The following is a 17,767-nucleotide window of genomic DNA, read 5'->3' as shown; positions in this document are numbered from 1 at the left end:
CCCGGGCCGCGGCAGGGCCCAATGGTCCCGCACGCCGGGAGGGGGCGGTCGGGCCCCTGGTCCCGGGACCGTCCGTCCGTCGGCAGGGACTCATGGCCCATGCCCCCCATGATCCCGGATGCGCACAGTGGGGACGGGACGCCCGCCACGCCGGCGAGGAGCCTGCGGGGCGAGTGAGGTCCCGGTCCCGGTGGCGTGATTCCACCACGGAGAAGAAGGGGACGGACAACATGGTCCAGCCGTCGAAGGCGAGAAGCGGCAGCACAGAGCCGGGCGCACCGGTGCCCGGCCGGGCGTGGCCGATGCTGGCCCTGGCCACGGCCGGGTTCGCCGTGAACTTCTGGGCCTGGGCGCTGCTCAGCCCGCTGGGCCCGCGCTTCAAGGACAGTCTCGGCCTGTCGTCGTTCGAACAGTCGCTGCTGGTGGCGGTCCCCGTCGTGGTGGGCTCACTGGGCCGCATCCCGGTCGGTGCGCTCACCGACCGGTTCGGGGGACGCGTCATGTTCCCGATCGTGTCGGCGGTCACCATCGTGCCGGTGCTGTACCTCGGCCTGGCCGGGCACTCCTCCCTGGCAGCGCTGCTGGTCGGAGGGTTCTTCCTCGGCGTCGGCGGCACCGCGTTCGCCGTCGGTGTGCCGCTGGTCAGCGCCTGGTTCCCGCCTCGGCGGCGCGGTCTCGCCATCGGCGTCTTCGGTGCCGGTATGGGAGGCACCGCCGTCAGCGCCCTGACCACGGTGAGGCTCGTCGACGCGAACAGCATGTCCACCCCGTTCCTGATCACCGCGGCCGTCCTGGCCGTCTACGCCGTCACCGCCGCGCTGTTCCTGCGCGACGCCCCCGGCCGCACGGTGCCGACCGAACCGCCGGCACGCCGGCTGGCCGCCACCGCCCGGCTGGGCGTCACCTGGCAGGCGTCCGCGCTGTACGCGGTCGCGTTCGGCGGCTATGTGGCCTTCTCCGTCTACCTGCCCACCTACCTCAGGACCGGCTACGGCCTGACCCAGGCCGACGCCGCGAACCGCATGGCCGGGTTCGTGCTCCTCGCGGTCGCGATGCGCCCGGTGGGCGGCTGGCTGTCCGACCGGCTGGGCCCGGTCAGGGTGCTGTCCGGCTCGCTGGCCGTGGTCGTGGCCGGGGCGGTCGTGCAGTCCTTCACGCCGGCCCTCGTGCCGGTGGGCACCGTCGCCTTCCTGGCCATGGCCGCCGCGCTCGGCGCGGGCAGCGGGGCGACCTTCGCCCTGGTGGCCCTGCTGACCCCGGCCGACCAGGTGGGCTCGGTCACCGGAGTGGTCGGCGCCGCGGGTGGCCTGGGCGGTTTCCTGCCGCCGCTGGTGATGGGCTCGCTGTACGGCGAGTACGGCACGTACGCGGTGGGCCTCGCCCTCCTCGCGGTCGTGGCCGCCGCGGCGCTGGTCCACACCCTCACCGGTGTCCGCGCCGCGGTCGAGGGCGCCGCCGAGCGCACGCCGCGCACCGGCAGCCGGCGCGGGCACCGCACCGCGGACACCACCGCGTAGGGCGCCGGCGGCAGCCGGTGAACCGGCCCGAGAGGACGAGGAGACCGGCGCAGCAGGCCCGCAGGCCCGTACCCCCGATCGACACGAGCGGGGGTACGGGCCTGCGGGCAGGAGCCCGGAGAACGAGCACGGGTCCGGGCGGCCGGATGCGCTCGCTTCCGGCGCGGTTGCCGGCGGACCCGAGGCGCCTCAGCGGTAGGACAGGTCCAGCCGGACGTCCACGACACCCTCCACGGAGCGCACCGCCCGCGCGATCACGGGTACGAGCCCGCGCTCGGGAAGGGAGCCGGACAGGGTGACCGTGCCGTCCTCCACCGACGCCTTCAGCGTGTCGCCGGGCGGCAGCACGTCGAGCACGTGGTGCCGGACCTCGTCGGCGATCTCCTCGTCGCCGCGCAGGAACACCTTCAGCAGGTCGCTGCGGCTGACCACGCCCTGGAGCACGCCGACACCGTCCACGACCGGCAGACGCTTGACGTGCCGGTGGGCCATGATCCGAGCGGCCTCGGCGACGGTGGCGTCGGCGTGCGCCGTCACGGCGGGAGTGCTCATCAGGTCGCCCGCGGTCAGCGCGCCCGCCTTGACCCGCTCGGCGAGGTCGCCGCGGTCCGTGTCGCGGAACTCCTCCTTGGCCAGCAGGTCCGCCTCGGAGACCACGCCGATCACGCGGCCCTCACCGGCCAGCACCGGCAGGGCGCTCACCTTCCACTCGTCGAGCAGTTCGACGATCTGCTTGAAGGACGCCTTGGTGCCGACGGCGACGACGGTGTGCGTCATCACGTCGCTCACGGAGTAAGGGGATTCAGGCATCGTGTCCTCCCGGGGTGCCCGCGGCCGGCAGGCCGGGGGAGTGGGTGGGACGAGAGATGCACGGGTCATGATCCCGGACGGCCCGCTCGCACAGGCCGGCCGGGCACCGCACGCCGTAGTCTCGGCGGAAGCCGTCTGCGACGCCGACGGCGGCGACACGCCCACGCGTCCTCATACTTCAACGGTGCCGGAACGCGCGTCGGCCGCACAGGGGCCGAACGGCCCGACGGCGGCCCTGGCGGCCCTGTGCGGGGCCCGGACGGACAGGCCGGAAGGCGGCCCGGAGGACGAGAGCCCGGAGCCGGCGGGCATGGCTCTCGACGGGCTCCTGAAGCCCGGACGCCCCGTCCGGGTGAGACCCGTCCGGGGGCCGTCCGGGTCAGCGCCCGGAGTCCTCCTCGGTACGGACCACGACCACCGGACAGGCGGCGTGCTGGGCGCAGCGCTGGCTGACCGACCCCAGCATCGCCCGGGCGAAGCCGCCCCCGCCCCGGTGCCCCACGACGAGGAGCTCCGCCCCTTCCGAGGCACGGATCAGCACCTCCGACGGATCGCCCTCGACGAGGTGCTCCGTCAGACCGGCGGGACGCCCCTCGGGGAACACGGAGCCCAGCTCCTGGGCGAAACGCTCCCGGGCCTGCTCCAGATCGAAGTCGGGATCGATCGCCGGCCCGCTCCAGCCGGACTCGGACGGCGTCTCCCAGGCGTGGACGGCCTCCACCGCACCGCCGATCAGGCGTGCGTGACGGTCGGCCCAGCGCAGGGCCGCGTAGGACGACGGGGACCCGTCCACGCCCACGACCACTCGTGGCGGCACAGAGGTCTGCATGGTCACCTCGCTCGGCAGGCATGGCGTGCGTACCTTCCACGCTGCCGGGACGCACGCCATCGCGCCAGCCGAGACGGCTGCCGGTGGCCGTGGTGGCGGGCGGGGGCGGCGGAACGCGTGGCCGGACCCGGCACCCGGTGACGACTCGTGACCGATCGGCACACGGCCGGCACGGCACACGGCCGGCACGGCGCGAACGCCGTGCCGGCCGGACGTGGCTCACCTGTGACGGCAGTCCCAGTGGCCCTTGACCCAGTAGTGGTGCCAGTGCGCGGGGACGTAGACCCACTTGACGTGACGGTCGTGGTCCCAGTAGCCCTTGTGCCAGTTGCCGTGCTTGTCGAAGTGCCCCTTGTGCCAGGTCTTCGTGAAGTGGACCTTCTTCTCCCAGTGGCCCTTGACCCACTTCTTCTCCCAGTGCCCCTTCACCCAGGTGCACCGGTCGTGGTGGCCGTGGGCGGTCGCCGTGGCCGTGGCCGTGGCGGCCGGGGCCGCCACGGCTGTGCCGGACAAGCCCAGAGCGGCACCGCCGGCCAGCAGTCCTGTGGCGGCGGCACCGGCCACCAGACGACGGACTCTCAGCGAGGCGATCATGGCGGTTCACCTCCCTACCTTCCGAATGGCTCGGTTCTCTTAGCACCAGGGATTCGGAGCGGACGGCCCTGTGGATGAGTCGAGCGCGGGGAAAGCCGGAGAACATCTCCTCGAGGCCCTCTCCCGTTGTGACAGGAGAGGTCATCCGCGGGGCCGACGGCGACGAATCCCTTACGAGACCGTGTCACCCAGCTCCCCCAGGGGGCGGCCATGACCACCACCGTGGCTTCACCCGCGCACACCGCCACCCACAGCGTCGCTCTGGCCCGCAGCAGCCATGCTCCCGAAGTGGCCCGCAGGGTCACCGCCCGATGGCTCGCCGCCCGCGGCACCCCCTGCCGCGCCGCGTCCGACGCGGTACTGATCGTCTCGGAGCTGGTCACCAACGTGTGGCGGCACACCGCGGGGCCCTGCACCCTGACCCTCACGGCGCACGGCACCGTGCTCGACATCGCCGTCGCGGACACCAGCGCGGAACCGCCCCGCGTCCGGACACCCGCCTGCGCGGACGAACGAGGCGGCTTCGGCCTGAGCCTGGTCGAGGAACTGGGCGCCTGGGTCACCGTCGCACCCGCCCCGAAGGGCAAGACCGTGCACGCGGCACTCGACGTGGACAGGGACCCGCCGCGGACCCGGGGAGACGACACACTGAGCCGAACAGGCGGACCGGAGTTGCCGGACGGTCCCCCGGCGCCGAACGTCGGCCAGGAGAAGCACGTCGACGGAATGTGAGCCAGATGCCCGGCGCAGTGCACGGAGAGGAACCGCGGCCGCTCCCCTCGGAGGACAGCGAGACCGTCGAGTCGTTGCTGGTCAAGGTCGCGGACGGGGACGAGAGCGCGTTCGACGGCGTCTACGAGGCGCTGGCCCGTCCGGTGATGGGCCTGGCCCGCCGCATCCTCCAGGACGCGGCGCAGGCCGAGGAAGTGACCCAGGACGTGATGGTCGAGGTCTGGCGAACGGCGGACCGCTACCGCCCCGACCGCGGAAGCGCCAAGGCGTGGGTCCTCACCCTGGCTCATCGCAGAGCGGTGGACCGGGTCCGTCAGGCGCAGGCGGCGGCACAGCGCGACCGCCGCGCCGGAGCGCTGCTCGCGGTCAGGGACTACGACGAGGTGGCGGAGGCCGTGGAGGAGGACGACGAACGACGGCGCACCCACCGGTGCCTGGAGAGACTCACCCGTCTGTACCGCACTCCGCTGCTGCTCGCCTACTACCAGGGCATGACCTATCTGGAGGTGGCACACTCCCTGGCCGCCCCGGCCGGCACGGTGAAGTCCCGTATGCGTACGGGGCTGCGCCTGCTGCGCGACTGTGTGGAGGGCCGGTCATGACATCCGCCGAGGACCCGCATCTGGCCGTCGGGGCCTACGTCCTGCACGCCCTGCCGCCCGACGAGGAAGCCGCTTTCGAGCGGCATCTGGACGGTTGTGAGGCATGCCGGCGCGAGGTGGCCGAACTGACCGAGACAGTCGCCCGGCTCGTGCTCGCCGAGGCCCGGACCACCGTCATGCCCACGGGGCTGCGTGAGCGTGTCCTGCGGGAGATCGGCCGGACCAGGCAGGAGGGCACTCCGCCTTCCCCGCCGGGGCCGGGCCGGACAGGGCGTCAGCGTCTGCTGTCCTGGGCGCTGGCCGCGAGTCTGGCGGCCGCCGCCTCGTTCGGCGGGATCGCCGTCTGGCAGCACGCGCAGGCCGACGACGCCCGGGCCCGGGCGGCCGCGGCGCAGGCCGGCAAGAGCGCGCTGGTCACCGTCATGACCGCACCCGACGCCACCTTGCACACCGGCGAACTGCGCGGCGGCGGTCGGGCATCGGTCGTCGTCTCGCGCGCCGGGAACCGCGCCGCCTACGCCGTGACGGGCCTGCCCGCCCTGAGCGGCGACAAGGTGTACGAACTCTGGTACGCGGAACCGTCGGGCGACCTGCGCCCGGCCGGTCTCCTGCCGGGGAGCGGAGGCAGACCGGCCCGTGTCCTGGCCGGCGGCGTCGACGGGGCGGTCGCCGTCGGCATCACCGTCGAACCGGCCGGCGGATCGCAGCAGCCCACGACCGAACCGCTCGGCATCATCACGGTCACCGCGTGACGCCCGCCGCCGGCGTCACACCCATGTCATCGCCGGCAGGCATGTCACGGCCGCTGCGAGAAGGAGCGTGAGGTTGAGCGCGATCCGGCGGTCGCCGCGACGCAGGTGAACCCTGGTCGCCGCGATCTGGAGGACCACGAACCCGAGGGCGGCGGCCGGCGCCAGCCAGGGCGCGACACCGGTCAGCGGCGGGAGGACCAGCCCGATCGCGCCGAGCACCTCGATCAGCCCGATCGCCCTGACGACCGGCATCGGTGTGCTGTCCACCCAGGCCATCATGGGCAGCAGCTGCTCACGGCTCCGGACCAGCTTCACCCCGCCCCCGTAGAGATAGAACAGGGCCAGCAGTCCGGCAGCGATCCAGTAGGCGATGTTCACGATGTCCTTCCGCAGGGTGGACGAGGCGCCCCGGAGCCGTGAGAGGCACGGGGCGAGGACACCTCCGCGCCGGTGCGCGGGCGGAGGTGCGTCGGACGAAGGGCCGGCCGGACCCGCCGTGCAGAGGGCGAAAGCCGTGCCCGGCCGGTCCGTCGGCCATGTCCCGATCCCACAGCCGGGCGGCCCCGGCTGTCCAAGACCCGTTGCGCGACCTCGATACCCCACGGGTATCGTCACGGCATGGAGCTGCGTACGCTGCGCTACTTCGTGGCAGTCGCCGAGGAACTCCACTTCGGGCGGGCCGCCGCCCGGCTGCACATGAGCCAGCCGCCTCTGAGCCGGGCGATCAGACAGCTGGAGACCGAGGTGGGCGCCTCGTTGTTCCACCGGTCGTCCGCCGGTGTCGCACTCACCCCGGTGGGGGCGGTCCTTCTCGGCGAGGCGCGCGCCCTGCTCGACCGGGCCGACCTCGTCCAGGTCCGGGTGGCCGCGGCGGCCGGCAGGTCGACTCTCACCGTCGGCCTCCTCGGTGACAGCACCGACCCGGACGTGACACGGCTGGCCCGCGCCTACCGCCACCGGCACCCGCAGGTCGAGGTCCGCGTCCGCGAGGCCGACCTGACCGACCCCACCTGCGGACTGCGCGCCCGGGCGGTCGACGTCGCCGTGACCCGCGGGCCGTTCGACGAGACCGGCCTGACGGTCCGCGAGCTGCGCGCCGACCCCGTGGGAGCCCTGCTGCGCGCCGACGATCCGCTGGCCCGCCGCGACACACTGAAGCTGGCCGACCTGGCGGACCGCAGATGGTTCCGCTTCCCGGAGGGCACCGACCCCCGATGGCAGTCGTACTGGAACGGCGGCGAACCCCGCGAGGGCCCGGTGGTGCGCGCGGTCCAGGAATGCCGCCAGGCCGTGCTCTGGAACGGCACCGTCGGCATGACCCTCGTGAACCACGAGCCGGGAGAGGGACTCACCGTGGTGCCGCTGATCGACATGCCCCCGAGCCGTGCGGTGGTGGCGTGGAACGCGGGTGACACCGATCCGCTGGTCGGCTCGTTCGTCCGGTCGGCGGTCACCGCGTACCGCGCCTGAGCGCCACGGCCCCGCCCTCTCCCTCATGGGCGTGATCAAGCCATGGATTCGTCACCTGAACGGGTCAGCAAGACCTAGAGTGTGCGCGTGACCGAGGAGAACCACGAACTCATCGCCGGCCGGTACCAGCTGGTCGAACGCATCGGCCAGGGCGGTATGGGCCGCGTCTGGCGTGGCCTCGACCAGCAGCTCTTCGGGCGCGAGGTCGCCGTCAAGGAGATCCTCTTCCCGCACGGGATGGAGGAGGGCGACCGTGCCACGCTGCTCAGGCGCTTCACCGGCGAGGCCCGCGCGGCGGTCACTCTCAGCCATCCCGGGATCATCACGATCCATGACGTCGTGGAGCACCGCGGCGCCCCCGTGATCGTCATGGAGTTCGTCCGCGGGCAGTCCCTGGCGGCCGCCGTCCGGGAGCAGGGCCGGCTGCCCGTGCGGCGGGTGGCCGAGATCGGCGCAGCCGTCCTCGACGCGCTCGCCGAGGCACACGGGGGACGGATCGTCCATCGCGACATCAAGCCCGACAACGTGCTCCTGGCCAAGGACCGGGTCGTCCTCACCGACTTCGGCATCGCGCACCTCGCGGACGCCACGACCAAGCTGAGCCACAGCGGGATCGTCATCGGCACGCCGCACTACATGCCCCCCGAGCAGCTGGAGGGCAAGCGGCCGACCCCCGCCAACGACCTGTGGGCGCTCGGGGCCACCCTGTACCACGCCGTCGAGGGGCAGCCGCCGTTCGAGGCGGAGGGGCTCCACGCCCTGGCCGTGGCTGTCTTCACCCGCCCGCACCGGCCGGCGGTCCATGCCGGACCGCTCGCGCCCGTCCTGGACGCGCTGCTCACCAAGGACCCGGAGCAGCGGGTGGCCGCCGCCGAGGCCGCCAGGATGCTGGCGTCGGTCCTGCGCTCCCTCCCGGACGGGGACGACGCGGCTGCCGCGGAGGAGCCGGGCCCGGCGCCCGAGCGCGATCCCGCACCCGCACCGAATCCGGCACCCGCACCGAATCCGGCACCGGTACCGAATCGGGCACCCGCACCGGACGCGACGCCGGCACCGGACGCTACGCCGGCACCGGACGCTACGCCGGCACCGGACGCCGTGACGGAGTCGGCGTCACCCGCTGTCCCCGCGACGCCCCCGGTGCCTCCCGGACCCCCGGCACCGCGGACGCCCACGGTCGCGGACTCCGGGGCGGCCCCGGCCGACCCGCGGCGTCCTGTCCCGGACCGGCCGACCGCCCCGCCGCCGGTCCCCGCGCCCGTACCCGTACCCGAGCCTGTTCCCGTCCCCCCGGCCGGGGACCTGGTGTCGCTGAGCAGGACGGCCCACATGGAGACGGACGGCCGAAAGCCGGCACGGGCGCGCGCTCTCACACGGCGCTCCGTCGTCCTGGGCACCGCGCTGGCCACGCTCGCCGCCGGTTCCGTGCTGACCTGGACCCTCTCGCACCAGGACAAGACACCCCACGGCGGCAAAGCGGCCGACAGCGGCGCCGACGCCTCCGCCGTCACGGTGGTGCTCGGGGTGGACGCACCGCTCAGCGGCGATCTGTCCGCGATGGGCCTCGGCATCCGGAACTCCGCCGAGCTGGCGGCCAGGACCGCGAACGAGAAGGGGCACGTCCCCGGCGTGAAGTTCGAGATCAAGGCCCTGGACGACGCGGCCGACCCGGCCAAGGGCGAGCAGAACGCCGCCGGGTTCGTGTCCGACGCGAGGGTGCTGGGTGTCGTCGGACCGCTGAACTCCAGCGTGGCCAGGACCCTGGTGGCGCCCCTGGCCGAGGACGACCTCGTCAACGTCTCGCCGGCCAACACCGACCCCGCGCTGACACTGGGCGCCGACTGGGCCGCGGGCACCAGGTCACGCCCGTACGACACGTACTTCCGCACCGTGACCACGGACGTGGACCAGGGGCCGTTCGCCGCCCGGTACCTCCACGACGAGGCCGGGAAGAGCAAGGTGTACGTCATCGACGACAAGAGCGCCTTCGGCACCGGCCTGGCCTCCGGTTTCACGGCGGAGTTCGAGAAGCTCGGCGGGACCGTCACCGGCACGGAGCAGGTGGATCCCCCGCAGAGCGGCTTCCCCGGCCTCGCCGCGCGGGTCCGGTCCTCGGGCGCCGAAGCCGTCTGGTTCGGCGGCTACCACGACACCGCAGGGGCGCTCTCCACCGTGCTCAAGGAGGCGGGGGTCGACATCCCCCTCATGGGCGGCGACGGCATCTTCGACCAGCAGTTCCTCACGTCCGGCCCGAAGGCCGACGGCGACCTCGCCCTCAACATCGGTGTGCCCGCGCAGGACCAGGCGGGCGGAGCGGACTTCCTCACCCGGTACCGCAAGGCGGGATACCGCGAGGACGCCGGCTGGTACGGACCGTACGCCTACGACGCGGCCTGGAGTCTCATCGAGGCCGTGAAGTCCGTCGTCGCGGCCAACGGCGGCACTCTCCCCGAGGACGCCCGCGCGAAGATGCCGCAGGCCGTGGCCGGGCTCGGCTTCGACGGGGTCACGGGTCACGTCGCCTTCGACGAGTACGGCGACACCCGCAACCGCTGTCTGACGGTGTTCTCGGTGACCTCCAGCCGCTGGACCGCCGTGACCAGCGGACCTGTCACTCCCTGAGAGCTGTTCCCGCGCGATCGGCCCGACGCCCGGGCCCCGCTGCTCCGTTCGGGCCGTCCCGGTGCCGGGGCCCGGCACCCGGGCGCACCGGCACCCGGGCGCACCGGACCCCGGGCGCACCGGCCGCTCAGGCGCAACTCCCCGCCCTCGGCGGCCGCATGAGGGCCAGGTCCTCGCCCCACGCATCCAGCACCCCGCCCTGTCCGGCGTCCCTGGCCGCCGCTTCGACCAGGGCGAACAGGCGCCGCTGGAGGGCCACGTCGCCGGTTGCCGAGACACGGTCCACGGCACGGAGCAGCATGTCCGTGTCCCAGCCCGGCAGCGGGTGACGGCGGAGTTCCCACTCCAGGTACTTGTTGTAGGGGCGGGGACGGCGGTCGAGAGCGAAGAGCAGTTCGAGCAGGAACCGGACGCTGTCGGCGGCGTCGAGGCGGGCGGCGAGGTGCCGGCCGTCCCGGTGGTTCTTGACGGAGCGGTAGAGCGAGTTGGCATAGGCGTCGAGCCGGTCGCCGGCGTCCCGGAACGCCTCGTCGGCGTCCAGCCGGGCCTTGTCGGCGACGATCCGGGCGATGCCTCCGTCGAGCCGGTCGAGCACAACGCGCGCACGGGCGAGGGCGTAGCGCTCGAAACCGGGCATCCCGGCCGCGCGGAACTCGGTCAGGGAGACGACGACGAGGTCCAGTTCGGCACTGCGGTGGCCCGTGAAGCGGGCCGGACCGGTCGTGGCGTCATCGGCGACGATCACGTACAGATCGTGGTCGGAGTGACGGGTGGTCATCCCGTCGTGGGCCCGGGACCCTTTGAGGACGAGGCCGACGACGGCCGGATCGCCGGTGGCGAGTTCGACGAGCGCGTCGTAGGCGAGAGGCTGCCGAGAGGTCATGGTGCGGATCTCCGTCGAGGTGAGGACAGGTATGCCTGCGGGAGGCGCCCTGTTCCCGCAGGGCGCCCCGCCCCGTCTGCGGCTGCGCACGGCTGCCGCGCGGAAGATCAACGCACATCCCGACCCTACCTCCGGGCCGGGCCGTGGAGAGGCGGATCGAAGAGCCCGCCCGCGCGGTGCGTCCGCGCGCCGGTGTCCTCGGCGGCTCCGCCTTTGTGGCCGCGGTCCGCCCTCCGGGTCACGGCATGCTCAACGGGCTTCCATGGCGTCGGCCTGCTTCGTCAGGTCCGCCGCGATGTCGTCCCAGTCCGGCCCGTGCAGCCACAGGTTCTCGGCGGCCTCCCGCATCAGCGCCGGCTCGTCGGGGCGCTGCAACAGCACCAGCCGGTAGGCCAGATTGCGGATCCAGACCGGCAGGCGGCCGTCCACCACATGCGGACTGAGCTCACGCAGCATGGCCAGGATCTCGTCCGTGTCCGCGAAGGTCAGTTCCTCGACGAAGTAGTGCTCCCGGTGGTCCTGGTCGCACTGAGGCAGGGGCCGGTACTCGTCGCCGTAGAGACACTGGGCGTGCTCCGTCAGTGTGGTGTGCATGTCCGGGAGCCTACGACGTGATCCACATCGGTACGGAGACCGGGCTCAGTGCGGGGCCGGACCTCATGTTCCGGCACGTCGTGGGGTGAACCGCGTCCGGGGCCCGGCCGGCGGATCGTGCCGTACGGGCCCCGGACGCGGGGCGGGCTCAGCGCTTCAGCGTGAAGGTGAAGTCGCCGGTGAGCCTGCCGTTCAGCCGGACCGCCGAGACGAGCCGGCCCTCCGCGACCAGCCGTTCGACCTCGGCCCGTGAAAGACCGCAGCCTTCGGCGATCAGCCGCACCGGCCGGACGGGGATCCGCGCGGCGAAGCGGACCGAGACGTCGATCACCTCGCCGTCCAGGTGCACCGCTCCGCCGGTGTCGAGACGCCAGGCGCCGTCCCAGTCGAGGGCGACACGGTTACGGCGCCGCACGACCGGGTCCTGGAGCAACTCGGCCGCCAGGGCAGGGTCGTTGTCGTGCATCCGGTCCAGCAGCCCGGGCGGTACGGAGCGTACGTCCATCCGTTCCAGGACCGTGAGCTTCGAGGTGTCCCCGCAACCGGTACAGAGCGCGAGGAGCCATGCGTCGATGCGCTTGTGGTGGGCGTTGACGCGGAATTTGCCGGTCGTCCGGAAGCGTGGTGACGCGCACGCGTGGCAACGGCGGAGGACGAGAGGCAGGCAGGTGGGCATGACCACCCAGCTGTTGAGCACAGAAGTACACCGGTTTCAGTGAGAAGTCCGCAGCAGGAAGCAGCGCGGCGCACAGGTGCGACGCGCGACGAATCAGCGCTCGGGGTGTCTCACAGGGTGTACAACGGACCGTCCTCGGCCAGACGACGTGGGCGGGCAGCACGGTATCCGTGCCCTGCGGCGCCGCGCCACCGCTTTTCCCGCGCCCTCCACCGCTTTTCCCGCGCCCTGCCGGAACGGCCTCACCTGTCGTCGGTCACCATTGCGGCCATGGCGTCCACGGCCGCCTCCGCACGGGCCAGCGACCGGGCGGCGAGCGGCTGGAGACCGTTCAGGGCGGGGACGTCGGCGGCGCGGGTGAGTTCGGCGGTGACGATGTGCAGGTTGTCCTCCGCGACCCCGAGACCGGTGAAGCAGGCCCGCAGGTACGGGACCTGGAAGTCGAGATGCTCGCGCGGGGTGCCGGGACCGTAGCCGCCGCCCCGGGCGGCCACCACGACGACGCGGGTGTCGCGCAGCAGCCTCTCACCGGTCCCGGCGTCGACGTAGGCACCCGGGAAGCTGATCCGGTCGATCCACGCCTTGAGGCCCGCCGAGACGGTGAGGTTGTACATCGGGGCGCCGAGCAGCACGGTCGTGGCGGCCCGCAGCTCCTCGACCAGCGAGCGGGTGAGCGCCCACTCGTGCTCCTCGTCCGGGGTCTCGGCGAGGGCGGCGACGTCGTCCGGTGAGAGGACGCCCTTGCGCTCGGCCCGGCGGCCGAGGGCCTCGTAGGCGGCGCGCACCGCGGGCACCGGATCGGCGGCGAGGTCGCGGTGCCGCAGCCGGGCGGCGCCGTGCCGGGCACGCCAGACCGCGGCGAAGCGGGCGGTCAGGGCGCGGCTGACCGAGCCGGCCGGGCTGATGCTGGAGTCCAGGTGGAGCAGTGTGGCGGACGTCATGATGATCTCCTCGTCACCTCGGGGAAGGGCGGTACGTCATGGCGGTGACGGGCCGGACCGAGGAAAGGTGACCGATGGACCGGAACGAGGGTGTGGACGACTCGCTCGCGACGCGCTTCGAGGCCGAGCGCGGGCGGCTGGGGGCCGTCGCCCGGCGGATGCTCGGGTCGACCGGGGAGGCGGAGGAGGCCGTCCAGGAGGCATGGCTGCGGCTGGAGCGGACGGACCCGGCGGAGATCGGGAACCTGCCCGGCTGGCTGACCACCGTCGTCTCCCGGATCTGCCTCGACCTGCTGCGCGCCCGAGCGGTGCGCCGCGAGGAGCCGGCCGGCGAGGCGCTGCCCGAGGTGGCGGGCGACGACGGCGGACCCGAGCGGGAGGCGCTGCTGGTGGAGTCGGTCGGCCGGGCGCTGCTGGTGGTGCTGGACCGGCTGGGACCGGCGGAGCGGGTCGCCTTCGTGCTGCACGACGGCTTCGCGGTGCCGTTCGAGCAGATCGCGCCGATCGTCGGCCGCACCCCGGTGGCCGCGAAGAAGCTGGCCAGCCGGGCCCGGCAGCGGCTGCGCGGGACGGCCGCGGAGCCGCCGGCGCAGACGGCGGGGCACCGGCGGGTGGTGGAGGCGTTCCTGTCCGCCGCCCGGGGCGGGAAGCTGGACGAGCTGCTGGCCGTACTGGCGCCGGACGTCGTCCGCCGCGCGGACCCGGCCGCGCTGCCCGCGGGCCGGGCCCTGGTCGCCCGTGGCGCGCTCACCGTCGCCCGGGAGACGACGGTGTGGGGCCGGCGGGCCCGCTTCGGCGTGGTCGCCCTGGTGGACGGCGTCCCCGGCATCCTGATCGCCCCGGACGGACGCCTGCGCATGGTCCTGCGCATGACCGTCGAGGGGGACCTGGTGACCGCCTACGAGGTGATCGCCGACCCGGCCCGTCTGGCCGCCCTGGAGCCGGCGCTGCTCCCGGACGGCGACGGGTGGCCGGACGGGCCGTACGGCGGGTGACCGTCCGGCGCCCGCCGGAGCCGGACGGCCGTCCCGGCGGTGCTCCAGGTGGTTCCCGGCCGGCGGCGTGCGGGCCCGGCGAGGCGCCGGTGTACGCGCTCCGTGCCATTTCGCCCTCGTACCGGCGAGTTCGCTTCGGGTCGGCACGTCCTTGTTGCGCACATTGGGGAGGATTCCCGTTCGGCACCGTGAGCGGAAACGTCTTTCCTGCGCAACGACCACGTCAAGGGGTTCCCACGTCATGACTCGACTCACCCGTCGTACCGTTCTCGGCGCCGGTCTGGCAGTCGCCGGCACGGGCCTGTCGGCCGCCTGCTCCGGCTCGATGAGCGGCAGGGACCCCGCCGCCGGCGCGGACGGCACCTCACCGGCCGCCGGCTACGTCACCCCCGACGGGGAGGAGGTCGCCACCGCCGAGGCGCGGCGCGATCCCGGTCCCGAACGGAAGGTGAGGCTCACCGCCGCGGAGACCGCGCTCGACCTCGGCGCGGGACGCACGGTGCGCTCCTGGGCGTACGGCGAGGACCTTCCGGGCAAGGAGGTGCGGGTCACCGCGGGCGACACCCTCTCGCTCTCCTTCGCCAACAACCTCCCCGAGGCCACGAGCGTCCACTGGCACGGTCTCGCGCTGCGCAACGACATGGACGGCGTGCCCGGCCTCACCCAGCGCCCCGTCGCGGCCGGCGGCTCGTTCGACTACCGCTTCGCGGTCTCCCACCCGGGCACGCACTGGATCCATCCCCACTCCGGCGTCCAGCTGGACCGTGGTCTGTACGCGCCGCTGATCGTGGAGGACCCCAGGGAACCCCTGAAGTACGACAAGGAATGGGTGATCGTCCTCGACGACTGGGTCGACGGCGTCGACGGCTCCACACCGGACACCGTGCTCGCCGAGCTCGGCCACGGCATGGCAGGAATGGACCACGGGAGCGGCCCGGACCACAGGGAGAGCCATGACACGCCGGACACGCCGGTGACGTCCGGGGCGTCACCGGCCCCCGCCCCGTCCGGCCCGTCCCGGAGACTGACGGGCGCGACCAGTGAACTGCTGGGCGGCGACGCCGGGGACGTCGGCTACCCGTACTACCTGGTCAACGGGCGTACACCGGAGGACCCGCAGACCTTCACCGCGCAGCCGGGCGACCGGGTCAGGCTCCGCGTCGTCAACGCGGGAGGCGACACAGCCTTCCGGCTCGCCCTCGGCGGCCACGAACTGACCGTCACCCACACCGACGGCTTCCCCGTCGAGCACGCCCGGGCGGACACGGTGCTGCTCGGCATGGGCGAGCGGATCGACGCCCTCGTGACGGTCGGGGACGGAGTGTTCCCGCTGACCGCCCTGGCCGAGGGCAAGGACCGCACCGCGCTGGCCGTCCTGCGCACCGGCGGCGGCCAGGCCCCCGATGCCGCCGTACGCCCCAGGGAACTCGACGGCAGGCTGCTGCACGGCGGCCGGCTCAGGGCGGCGGAGTCGGTACGCCTGGAGCCGAGCGGGCCGGACCGCGTCGTCGAGTTCAGGCTGACCGGCTCGATGGCGAAGTACGACTGGGCCATCAACGGCAAGCAGTACGACCCCGCGCAGCGGTATCCCGTCCGCTCCGGTGAACGCGTGCGGCTGGTGTTCGTGAACGCGACGAAGATGTGGCACCCCATGCATCTGCACGGGCACACCTACGCGCATGCCGACGGCGGCGCGCGCAAGGACACCTCGATCGTGCTGCCGGGCAGCCGGGTCGAGGTCGACTTCGACGCCGACAACCCCGGGCTGTGGATGATCCACTGCCACAACGTGTACCACGCGGAGTCCGGGATGATGACCGTCCTCGGCTACCTGAAGTAGCCCCCGGCGCCCGCGCGGAAGGCCCCTCACCCGCAGGGCGCGCTTCCCCCGCACGGGGGTGGCCGGACCCCGGCGGGGCCCGGCCACCGCGCCGGCCGCTGCACGGACCTCGCCGTGTCCGTCCAGCGGCCGGCTCCCGCCCGCCTACGTCACGGCAGGGTCCATTTCTGGTTGGGTCCGGTGTGGCAGGTCCACAGGTGGACGGGGGTGCCGTCGTTCCAGGTGCCGCCGGATGCGTCGAGGCATCTGGCGGACTGGGGGTTGCGCAGGGTGCCGTCGGTGTGGGGGGTCCATTTCTGGGCGCCGGTGCCGTTGCAGGTCCACAGCTGGATCCTGGTGCCGTCGGCGGTGGCGCCGCCGGAGACGTCGAGGCATTTGCCCAGTGCTTTGAGGGTGCCGTCGTCGGCGAGGGTCCATCGCTGGGCGCCGGTGCCGTTGCAGGTCCAGATCTGGACCTTGGTGCCGTCGGCGGTGCCGGCGTTGTCGACGTCCAGGCACTTGCCGCCCACGCCCTTCACCTCACCGGAACGCGGCCCGGGCGGCGTGGTCCCGCCGGACTTCTTGACGCGGATGTTGCGGAACGCCACGTCGTCGCCGTCACCGTGGTTCTGGAGACCGATGTGGCCCTGCCTGAGGCTTCGTGCCGGGTCGGTGTTGGTGAAGTCGTTGATCCTGCGGCCGTTGAGGTAGACCTCCAGCCGCTCACCCGTGACCCGGATCTCGTACGTGTTCCACTCGCCCGGCGGGTTGAGTGCCGCGTCGCGCGCGGCGACGTCGGCCGACCGGAAGCCGTAGACGGCGCCGGTGGTGCGGTCGGGGGTGTCGGTGGCGTCGATCTGGATCTCGTAGCCGTTGTTCACCGCCGACCACGGGTCGTCGGAGGCCGGGAAGCCCACGAAGACACCCGAGTTGTCGTCGCCGCTCGCCCTCCAGTCCAGCTTGAGCGAGTAGTCGCCGGTGAACTCCTCGGCCCCGTACCAGTACAGGCCGAGGCCGCCGTGGGAGCTGAGCGTGCCGTCGGCGAGAGTGAATCCGCCGGGGCCCGCCTGCCGCCAGCCGGTGGTGCCGGTGCCGTCGAACAGCGAGCGGTAGCCGGTCTCGGGGCGGCAGTCGGCCTCGGTCATGCCCGCGGCCCAGCGGATGCCGCCGAGCAGGTGCCGGCGGAAGGCCGGCTCGGTGTAGGACTCGTCGGTGTGGCCGCCGCCGGTGTAGAAGGCACGGCCGCCCCGGTAGTCCTTGCACCAGGCGATGGGATGGTCCCCGGACATCGAACCGCCCGAGTAGCTGGACTCGTCGAGCGAGGCCAGGACGTGTGCGGTCGTGCGGGGGTTGGCGCGGTAGTTGTACCACTCGTCGGTGCGCTGCCAGGTGCCGCCCAGGTGCGCGGTGGCGTCGTGTGCCCGGTCCTCGACCCTGACCGTGGCCTGCTGGACCGCCGGGTGGGACTGGAACAGCGCCCCGGCCAGACCCTCGTAGAAGGGCCAGTCGTACTCGGTGTCGGCGGCGGCGTGGATGCCGACGTACCCGCCGCCGCCCTCGATGTACTGCTCCATCGCGGTCTGCTGGGCGGCGTTCAGCACGTCGCCCGTGGTGGACAGGAACACGACCGCTCTGTACTGCGCGAGATTGCCGGTGGTGAACGCCTGCGCGTCCTCCGTCGCGTCGACGGTGAAGTTGTCGGCGGTGCCGAGGTCACGCAGGGCCGCGATGCCGTCGTCGATGGAGGAGTGGCGGAATCCGGCTGTCCTGGAGAAGGCCAGGACCTTGTAGGCAGGGTCGGCCGCGGTGACGCCGGCCACGGCCGTGTCGTGCGGCTGGGACCGGGGGACCGCCCAGGACTGCGGTACCGCGCAGATCAGGGCACCCGCGAACAGGCCGATCGCCGCTGTGAGTCGTTTGCGCATGGGGGT

Annotated in this window: 17 protein-coding genes; 8 read left to right on the top strand and 9 right to left on the bottom strand. The window is 73.2% G+C overall.

Translation table 11 applies throughout. From position 1 onward, the window contains the following. Nucleotides 1-230: 230 nt before the first annotated feature. A complete protein-coding gene (locus ACIQGV_RS20025) occupies nucleotides 231-1,517 on the top strand; it encodes an MFS transporter (RefSeq protein ID WP_402496370.1) in 1,287 nt (428 codons plus the stop codon). A 189-nt stretch (nucleotides 1,518-1,706) separates the two neighbouring features. Here the strand turns inward: ACIQGV_RS20025 and ACIQGV_RS20020 are convergent, their stop codons facing one another. From ACIQGV_RS20020 to ACIQGV_RS20010, 3 genes are all read right to left on the bottom strand, one after another. Continuing rightward, the gene (locus ACIQGV_RS20020; RefSeq protein WP_402496369.1) at nucleotides 1,707-2,327 is read right to left on the bottom strand and encodes a CBS domain-containing protein; all 621 of its coding nucleotides are present in this window, start codon (nucleotides 2,325-2,327) and stop codon (nucleotides 1,707-1,709) included. Between the two features lie 379 nt (nucleotides 2,328-2,706). Further along, nucleotides 2,707-3,156 carry a universal stress protein gene (locus tag ACIQGV_RS20015; RefSeq protein WP_402496368.1) on the bottom strand — a complete coding sequence of 150 codons (450 nt, stop codon included), beginning with the start codon at nucleotides 3,154-3,156 and terminating at the stop codon, nucleotides 2,707-2,709. A 219-nt stretch (nucleotides 3,157-3,375) separates the two neighbouring features. After that, entirely contained in the window at nucleotides 3,376-3,750 is a 375-nt protein-coding gene (locus ACIQGV_RS20010) for a hypothetical protein (protein WP_402496367.1), read from the bottom strand. A gap of 210 nt (nucleotides 3,751-3,960) precedes the next feature. Here ACIQGV_RS20010 and ACIQGV_RS20005 point away from each other — a divergent pair, with 210 nt between their 5' ends. Genes ACIQGV_RS20005 through ACIQGV_RS19995 form a run of 3 tightly spaced genes read left to right on the top strand, consistent with a single transcriptional unit; the run spans nucleotide 3,961 to nucleotide 5,836 of the window. Then, the gene (locus ACIQGV_RS20005; protein ID WP_402496366.1) at nucleotides 3,961-4,482 is read left to right on the top strand and encodes an ATP-binding protein; all 522 of its coding nucleotides are present in this window, start codon (nucleotides 3,961-3,963) and stop codon (nucleotides 4,480-4,482) included. Between the two features lie 5 nt (nucleotides 4,483-4,487). Next, a complete protein-coding gene (sigK, locus tag ACIQGV_RS20000) occupies nucleotides 4,488-5,084 on the top strand; it encodes an ECF RNA polymerase sigma factor SigK (protein WP_402496365.1) in 597 nt (198 codons plus the stop codon). Then, on the top strand, nucleotides 5,081-5,836 hold the full coding sequence (locus tag ACIQGV_RS19995; protein ID WP_402496364.1) for an anti-sigma factor domain-containing protein: 756 nt from the start codon (nucleotides 5,081-5,083) through the stop codon (nucleotides 5,834-5,836). Before sigK ends, ACIQGV_RS19995 begins: the two co-directional genes overlap by 4 nt. 15 nt (nucleotides 5,837-5,851) lie before the next feature. Here ACIQGV_RS19995 and ACIQGV_RS19990 read toward each other — a convergent pair whose 3' ends face one another. Next, complete coding sequence (locus ACIQGV_RS19990; RefSeq protein WP_402496363.1) at nucleotides 5,852-6,214, bottom strand: DoxX family protein; 363 nt, start codon at nucleotides 6,212-6,214, stop codon at nucleotides 5,852-5,854. A gap of 240 nt (nucleotides 6,215-6,454) precedes the next feature. Here ACIQGV_RS19990 and ACIQGV_RS19985 point away from each other — a divergent pair, with 240 nt between their 5' ends. Both ACIQGV_RS19985 and ACIQGV_RS19980 read left to right on the top strand, forming a co-directional pair. Next, nucleotides 6,455-7,306: a LysR substrate-binding domain-containing protein gene (locus ACIQGV_RS19985; RefSeq protein ID WP_402496362.1), complete on the top strand. Its 852-nt coding sequence runs from the start codon at nucleotides 6,455-6,457 to the stop codon at nucleotides 7,304-7,306. Between the two features lie 87 nt (nucleotides 7,307-7,393). After that, a complete protein-coding gene (locus ACIQGV_RS19980; RefSeq protein WP_402496361.1) occupies nucleotides 7,394-9,928 on the top strand; it encodes a bifunctional serine/threonine-protein kinase/ABC transporter substrate-binding protein in 2,535 nt (844 codons plus the stop codon). Nucleotides 9,929-10,055: 127 nt separating this feature from the next. On the opposite strand, the gene ACIQGV_RS19975 is transcribed toward ACIQGV_RS19980, so the two are convergent. From ACIQGV_RS19975 to ACIQGV_RS19960, 4 genes are all read right to left on the bottom strand, one after another. Next, nucleotides 10,056-10,811: a hypothetical protein gene (locus ACIQGV_RS19975; RefSeq protein WP_402496360.1), complete on the bottom strand. Its 756-nt coding sequence runs from the start codon at nucleotides 10,809-10,811 to the stop codon at nucleotides 10,056-10,058. 249 nt (nucleotides 10,812-11,060) lie between these two features. Then, nucleotides 11,061-11,405 (bottom strand): hypothetical protein, encoded by a 345-nt coding sequence (locus ACIQGV_RS19970; RefSeq protein WP_402496359.1) that lies wholly within the window; start codon nucleotides 11,403-11,405, stop codon nucleotides 11,061-11,063. 148 nt (nucleotides 11,406-11,553) lie between these two features. Next, on the bottom strand, nucleotides 11,554-12,102 hold the full coding sequence (locus ACIQGV_RS19965; protein ID WP_402496358.1) for a DUF1062 domain-containing protein: 549 nt from the start codon (nucleotides 12,100-12,102) through the stop codon (nucleotides 11,554-11,556). A gap of 221 nt (nucleotides 12,103-12,323) precedes the next feature. Beyond that, the gene (locus ACIQGV_RS19960; protein WP_402496357.1) at nucleotides 12,324-13,022 is read right to left on the bottom strand and encodes an FMN-dependent NADH-azoreductase; all 699 of its coding nucleotides are present in this window, start codon (nucleotides 13,020-13,022) and stop codon (nucleotides 12,324-12,326) included. A gap of 74 nt (nucleotides 13,023-13,096) precedes the next feature. On the opposite strand from ACIQGV_RS19960, the gene ACIQGV_RS19955 reads away from it, so the two are divergent. Then, nucleotides 13,097-14,017 carry a sigma-70 family RNA polymerase sigma factor gene (locus tag ACIQGV_RS19955; protein WP_402496356.1) on the top strand — a complete coding sequence of 307 codons (921 nt, stop codon included), beginning with the start codon at nucleotides 13,097-13,099 and terminating at the stop codon, nucleotides 14,015-14,017. Nucleotides 14,018-14,258: 241 nt separating this feature from the next. Beyond that, entirely contained in the window at nucleotides 14,259-15,857 is a 1,599-nt protein-coding gene (locus tag ACIQGV_RS19950; protein WP_402496355.1) for a multicopper oxidase family protein, read from the top strand. Nucleotides 15,858-16,006: 149 nt separating this feature from the next. Here the strand turns inward: ACIQGV_RS19950 and ACIQGV_RS19945 are convergent, their stop codons facing one another. Beyond that, nucleotides 16,007-17,761, bottom strand: coding sequence for a lectin (locus ACIQGV_RS19945; protein ID WP_402496354.1), 1,755 nt, complete (start codon nucleotides 17,759-17,761; stop codon nucleotides 16,007-16,009). Between the last annotated feature and the right edge of the window lie 6 nt (nucleotides 17,762-17,767).

The sequence above is a fragment of the Streptomyces sp. NPDC093094 genome, from assembly GCF_044754345.1.
Classification (GTDB): Bacteria; Actinomycetota; Actinomycetes; order Streptomycetales; family Streptomycetaceae; genus Streptomyces.
This window is presented reverse-complemented; position numbering and strand designations above follow the sequence as displayed.

Excerpts from the sequence above, each read along its gene's own strand:
- ACIQGV_RS20025 (WP_402496370.1), top strand. The coding sequence starts at position 231 with ATGGTCCAGCCGTCGAAGGCGAGAAGCGGCAGCACAGAGCCGGGCGCA.
- ACIQGV_RS20020 (WP_402496369.1), bottom strand. The coding sequence starts at position 2,327 with ATGCCTGAATCCCCTTACTCCGTGAGCGACGTGATGACGCACACCGTC.
- ACIQGV_RS20015 (WP_402496368.1), bottom strand. The coding sequence starts at position 3,156 with ATGCAGACCTCTGTGCCGCCACGAGTGGTCGTGGGCGTGGACGGGTCC.
- ACIQGV_RS20010 (WP_402496367.1), bottom strand. The coding sequence starts at position 3,750 with ATGATCGCCTCGCTGAGAGTCCGTCGTCTGGTGGCCGGTGCCGCCGCC.
- ACIQGV_RS20005 (WP_402496366.1), top strand. The coding sequence starts at position 3,961 with ATGACCACCACCGTGGCTTCACCCGCGCACACCGCCACCCACAGCGTC.
- sigK (WP_402496365.1), top strand. The coding sequence starts at position 4,488 with ATGCCCGGCGCAGTGCACGGAGAGGAACCGCGGCCGCTCCCCTCGGAG.
- ACIQGV_RS19995 (WP_402496364.1), top strand. The coding sequence starts at position 5,081 with ATGACATCCGCCGAGGACCCGCATCTGGCCGTCGGGGCCTACGTCCTG.
- ACIQGV_RS19985 (WP_402496362.1), top strand. The coding sequence starts at position 6,455 with ATGGAGCTGCGTACGCTGCGCTACTTCGTGGCAGTCGCCGAGGAACTC.
- ACIQGV_RS19975 (WP_402496360.1), bottom strand. The coding sequence starts at position 10,811 with ATGACCTCTCGGCAGCCTCTCGCCTACGACGCGCTCGTCGAACTCGCC.
- ACIQGV_RS19970 (WP_402496359.1), bottom strand. The coding sequence starts at position 11,405 with ATGCACACCACACTGACGGAGCACGCCCAGTGTCTCTACGGCGACGAG.
- ACIQGV_RS19960 (WP_402496357.1), bottom strand. The coding sequence starts at position 13,022 with ATGACGTCCGCCACACTGCTCCACCTGGACTCCAGCATCAGCCCGGCC.
- ACIQGV_RS19955 (WP_402496356.1), top strand. The coding sequence starts at position 13,097 with ATGGACCGGAACGAGGGTGTGGACGACTCGCTCGCGACGCGCTTCGAG.
- ACIQGV_RS19950 (WP_402496355.1), top strand. The coding sequence starts at position 14,259 with ATGACTCGACTCACCCGTCGTACCGTTCTCGGCGCCGGTCTGGCAGTC.
- ACIQGV_RS19945 (WP_402496354.1), bottom strand. The coding sequence starts at position 17,761 with ATGCGCAAACGACTCACAGCGGCGATCGGCCTGTTCGCGGGTGCCCTG.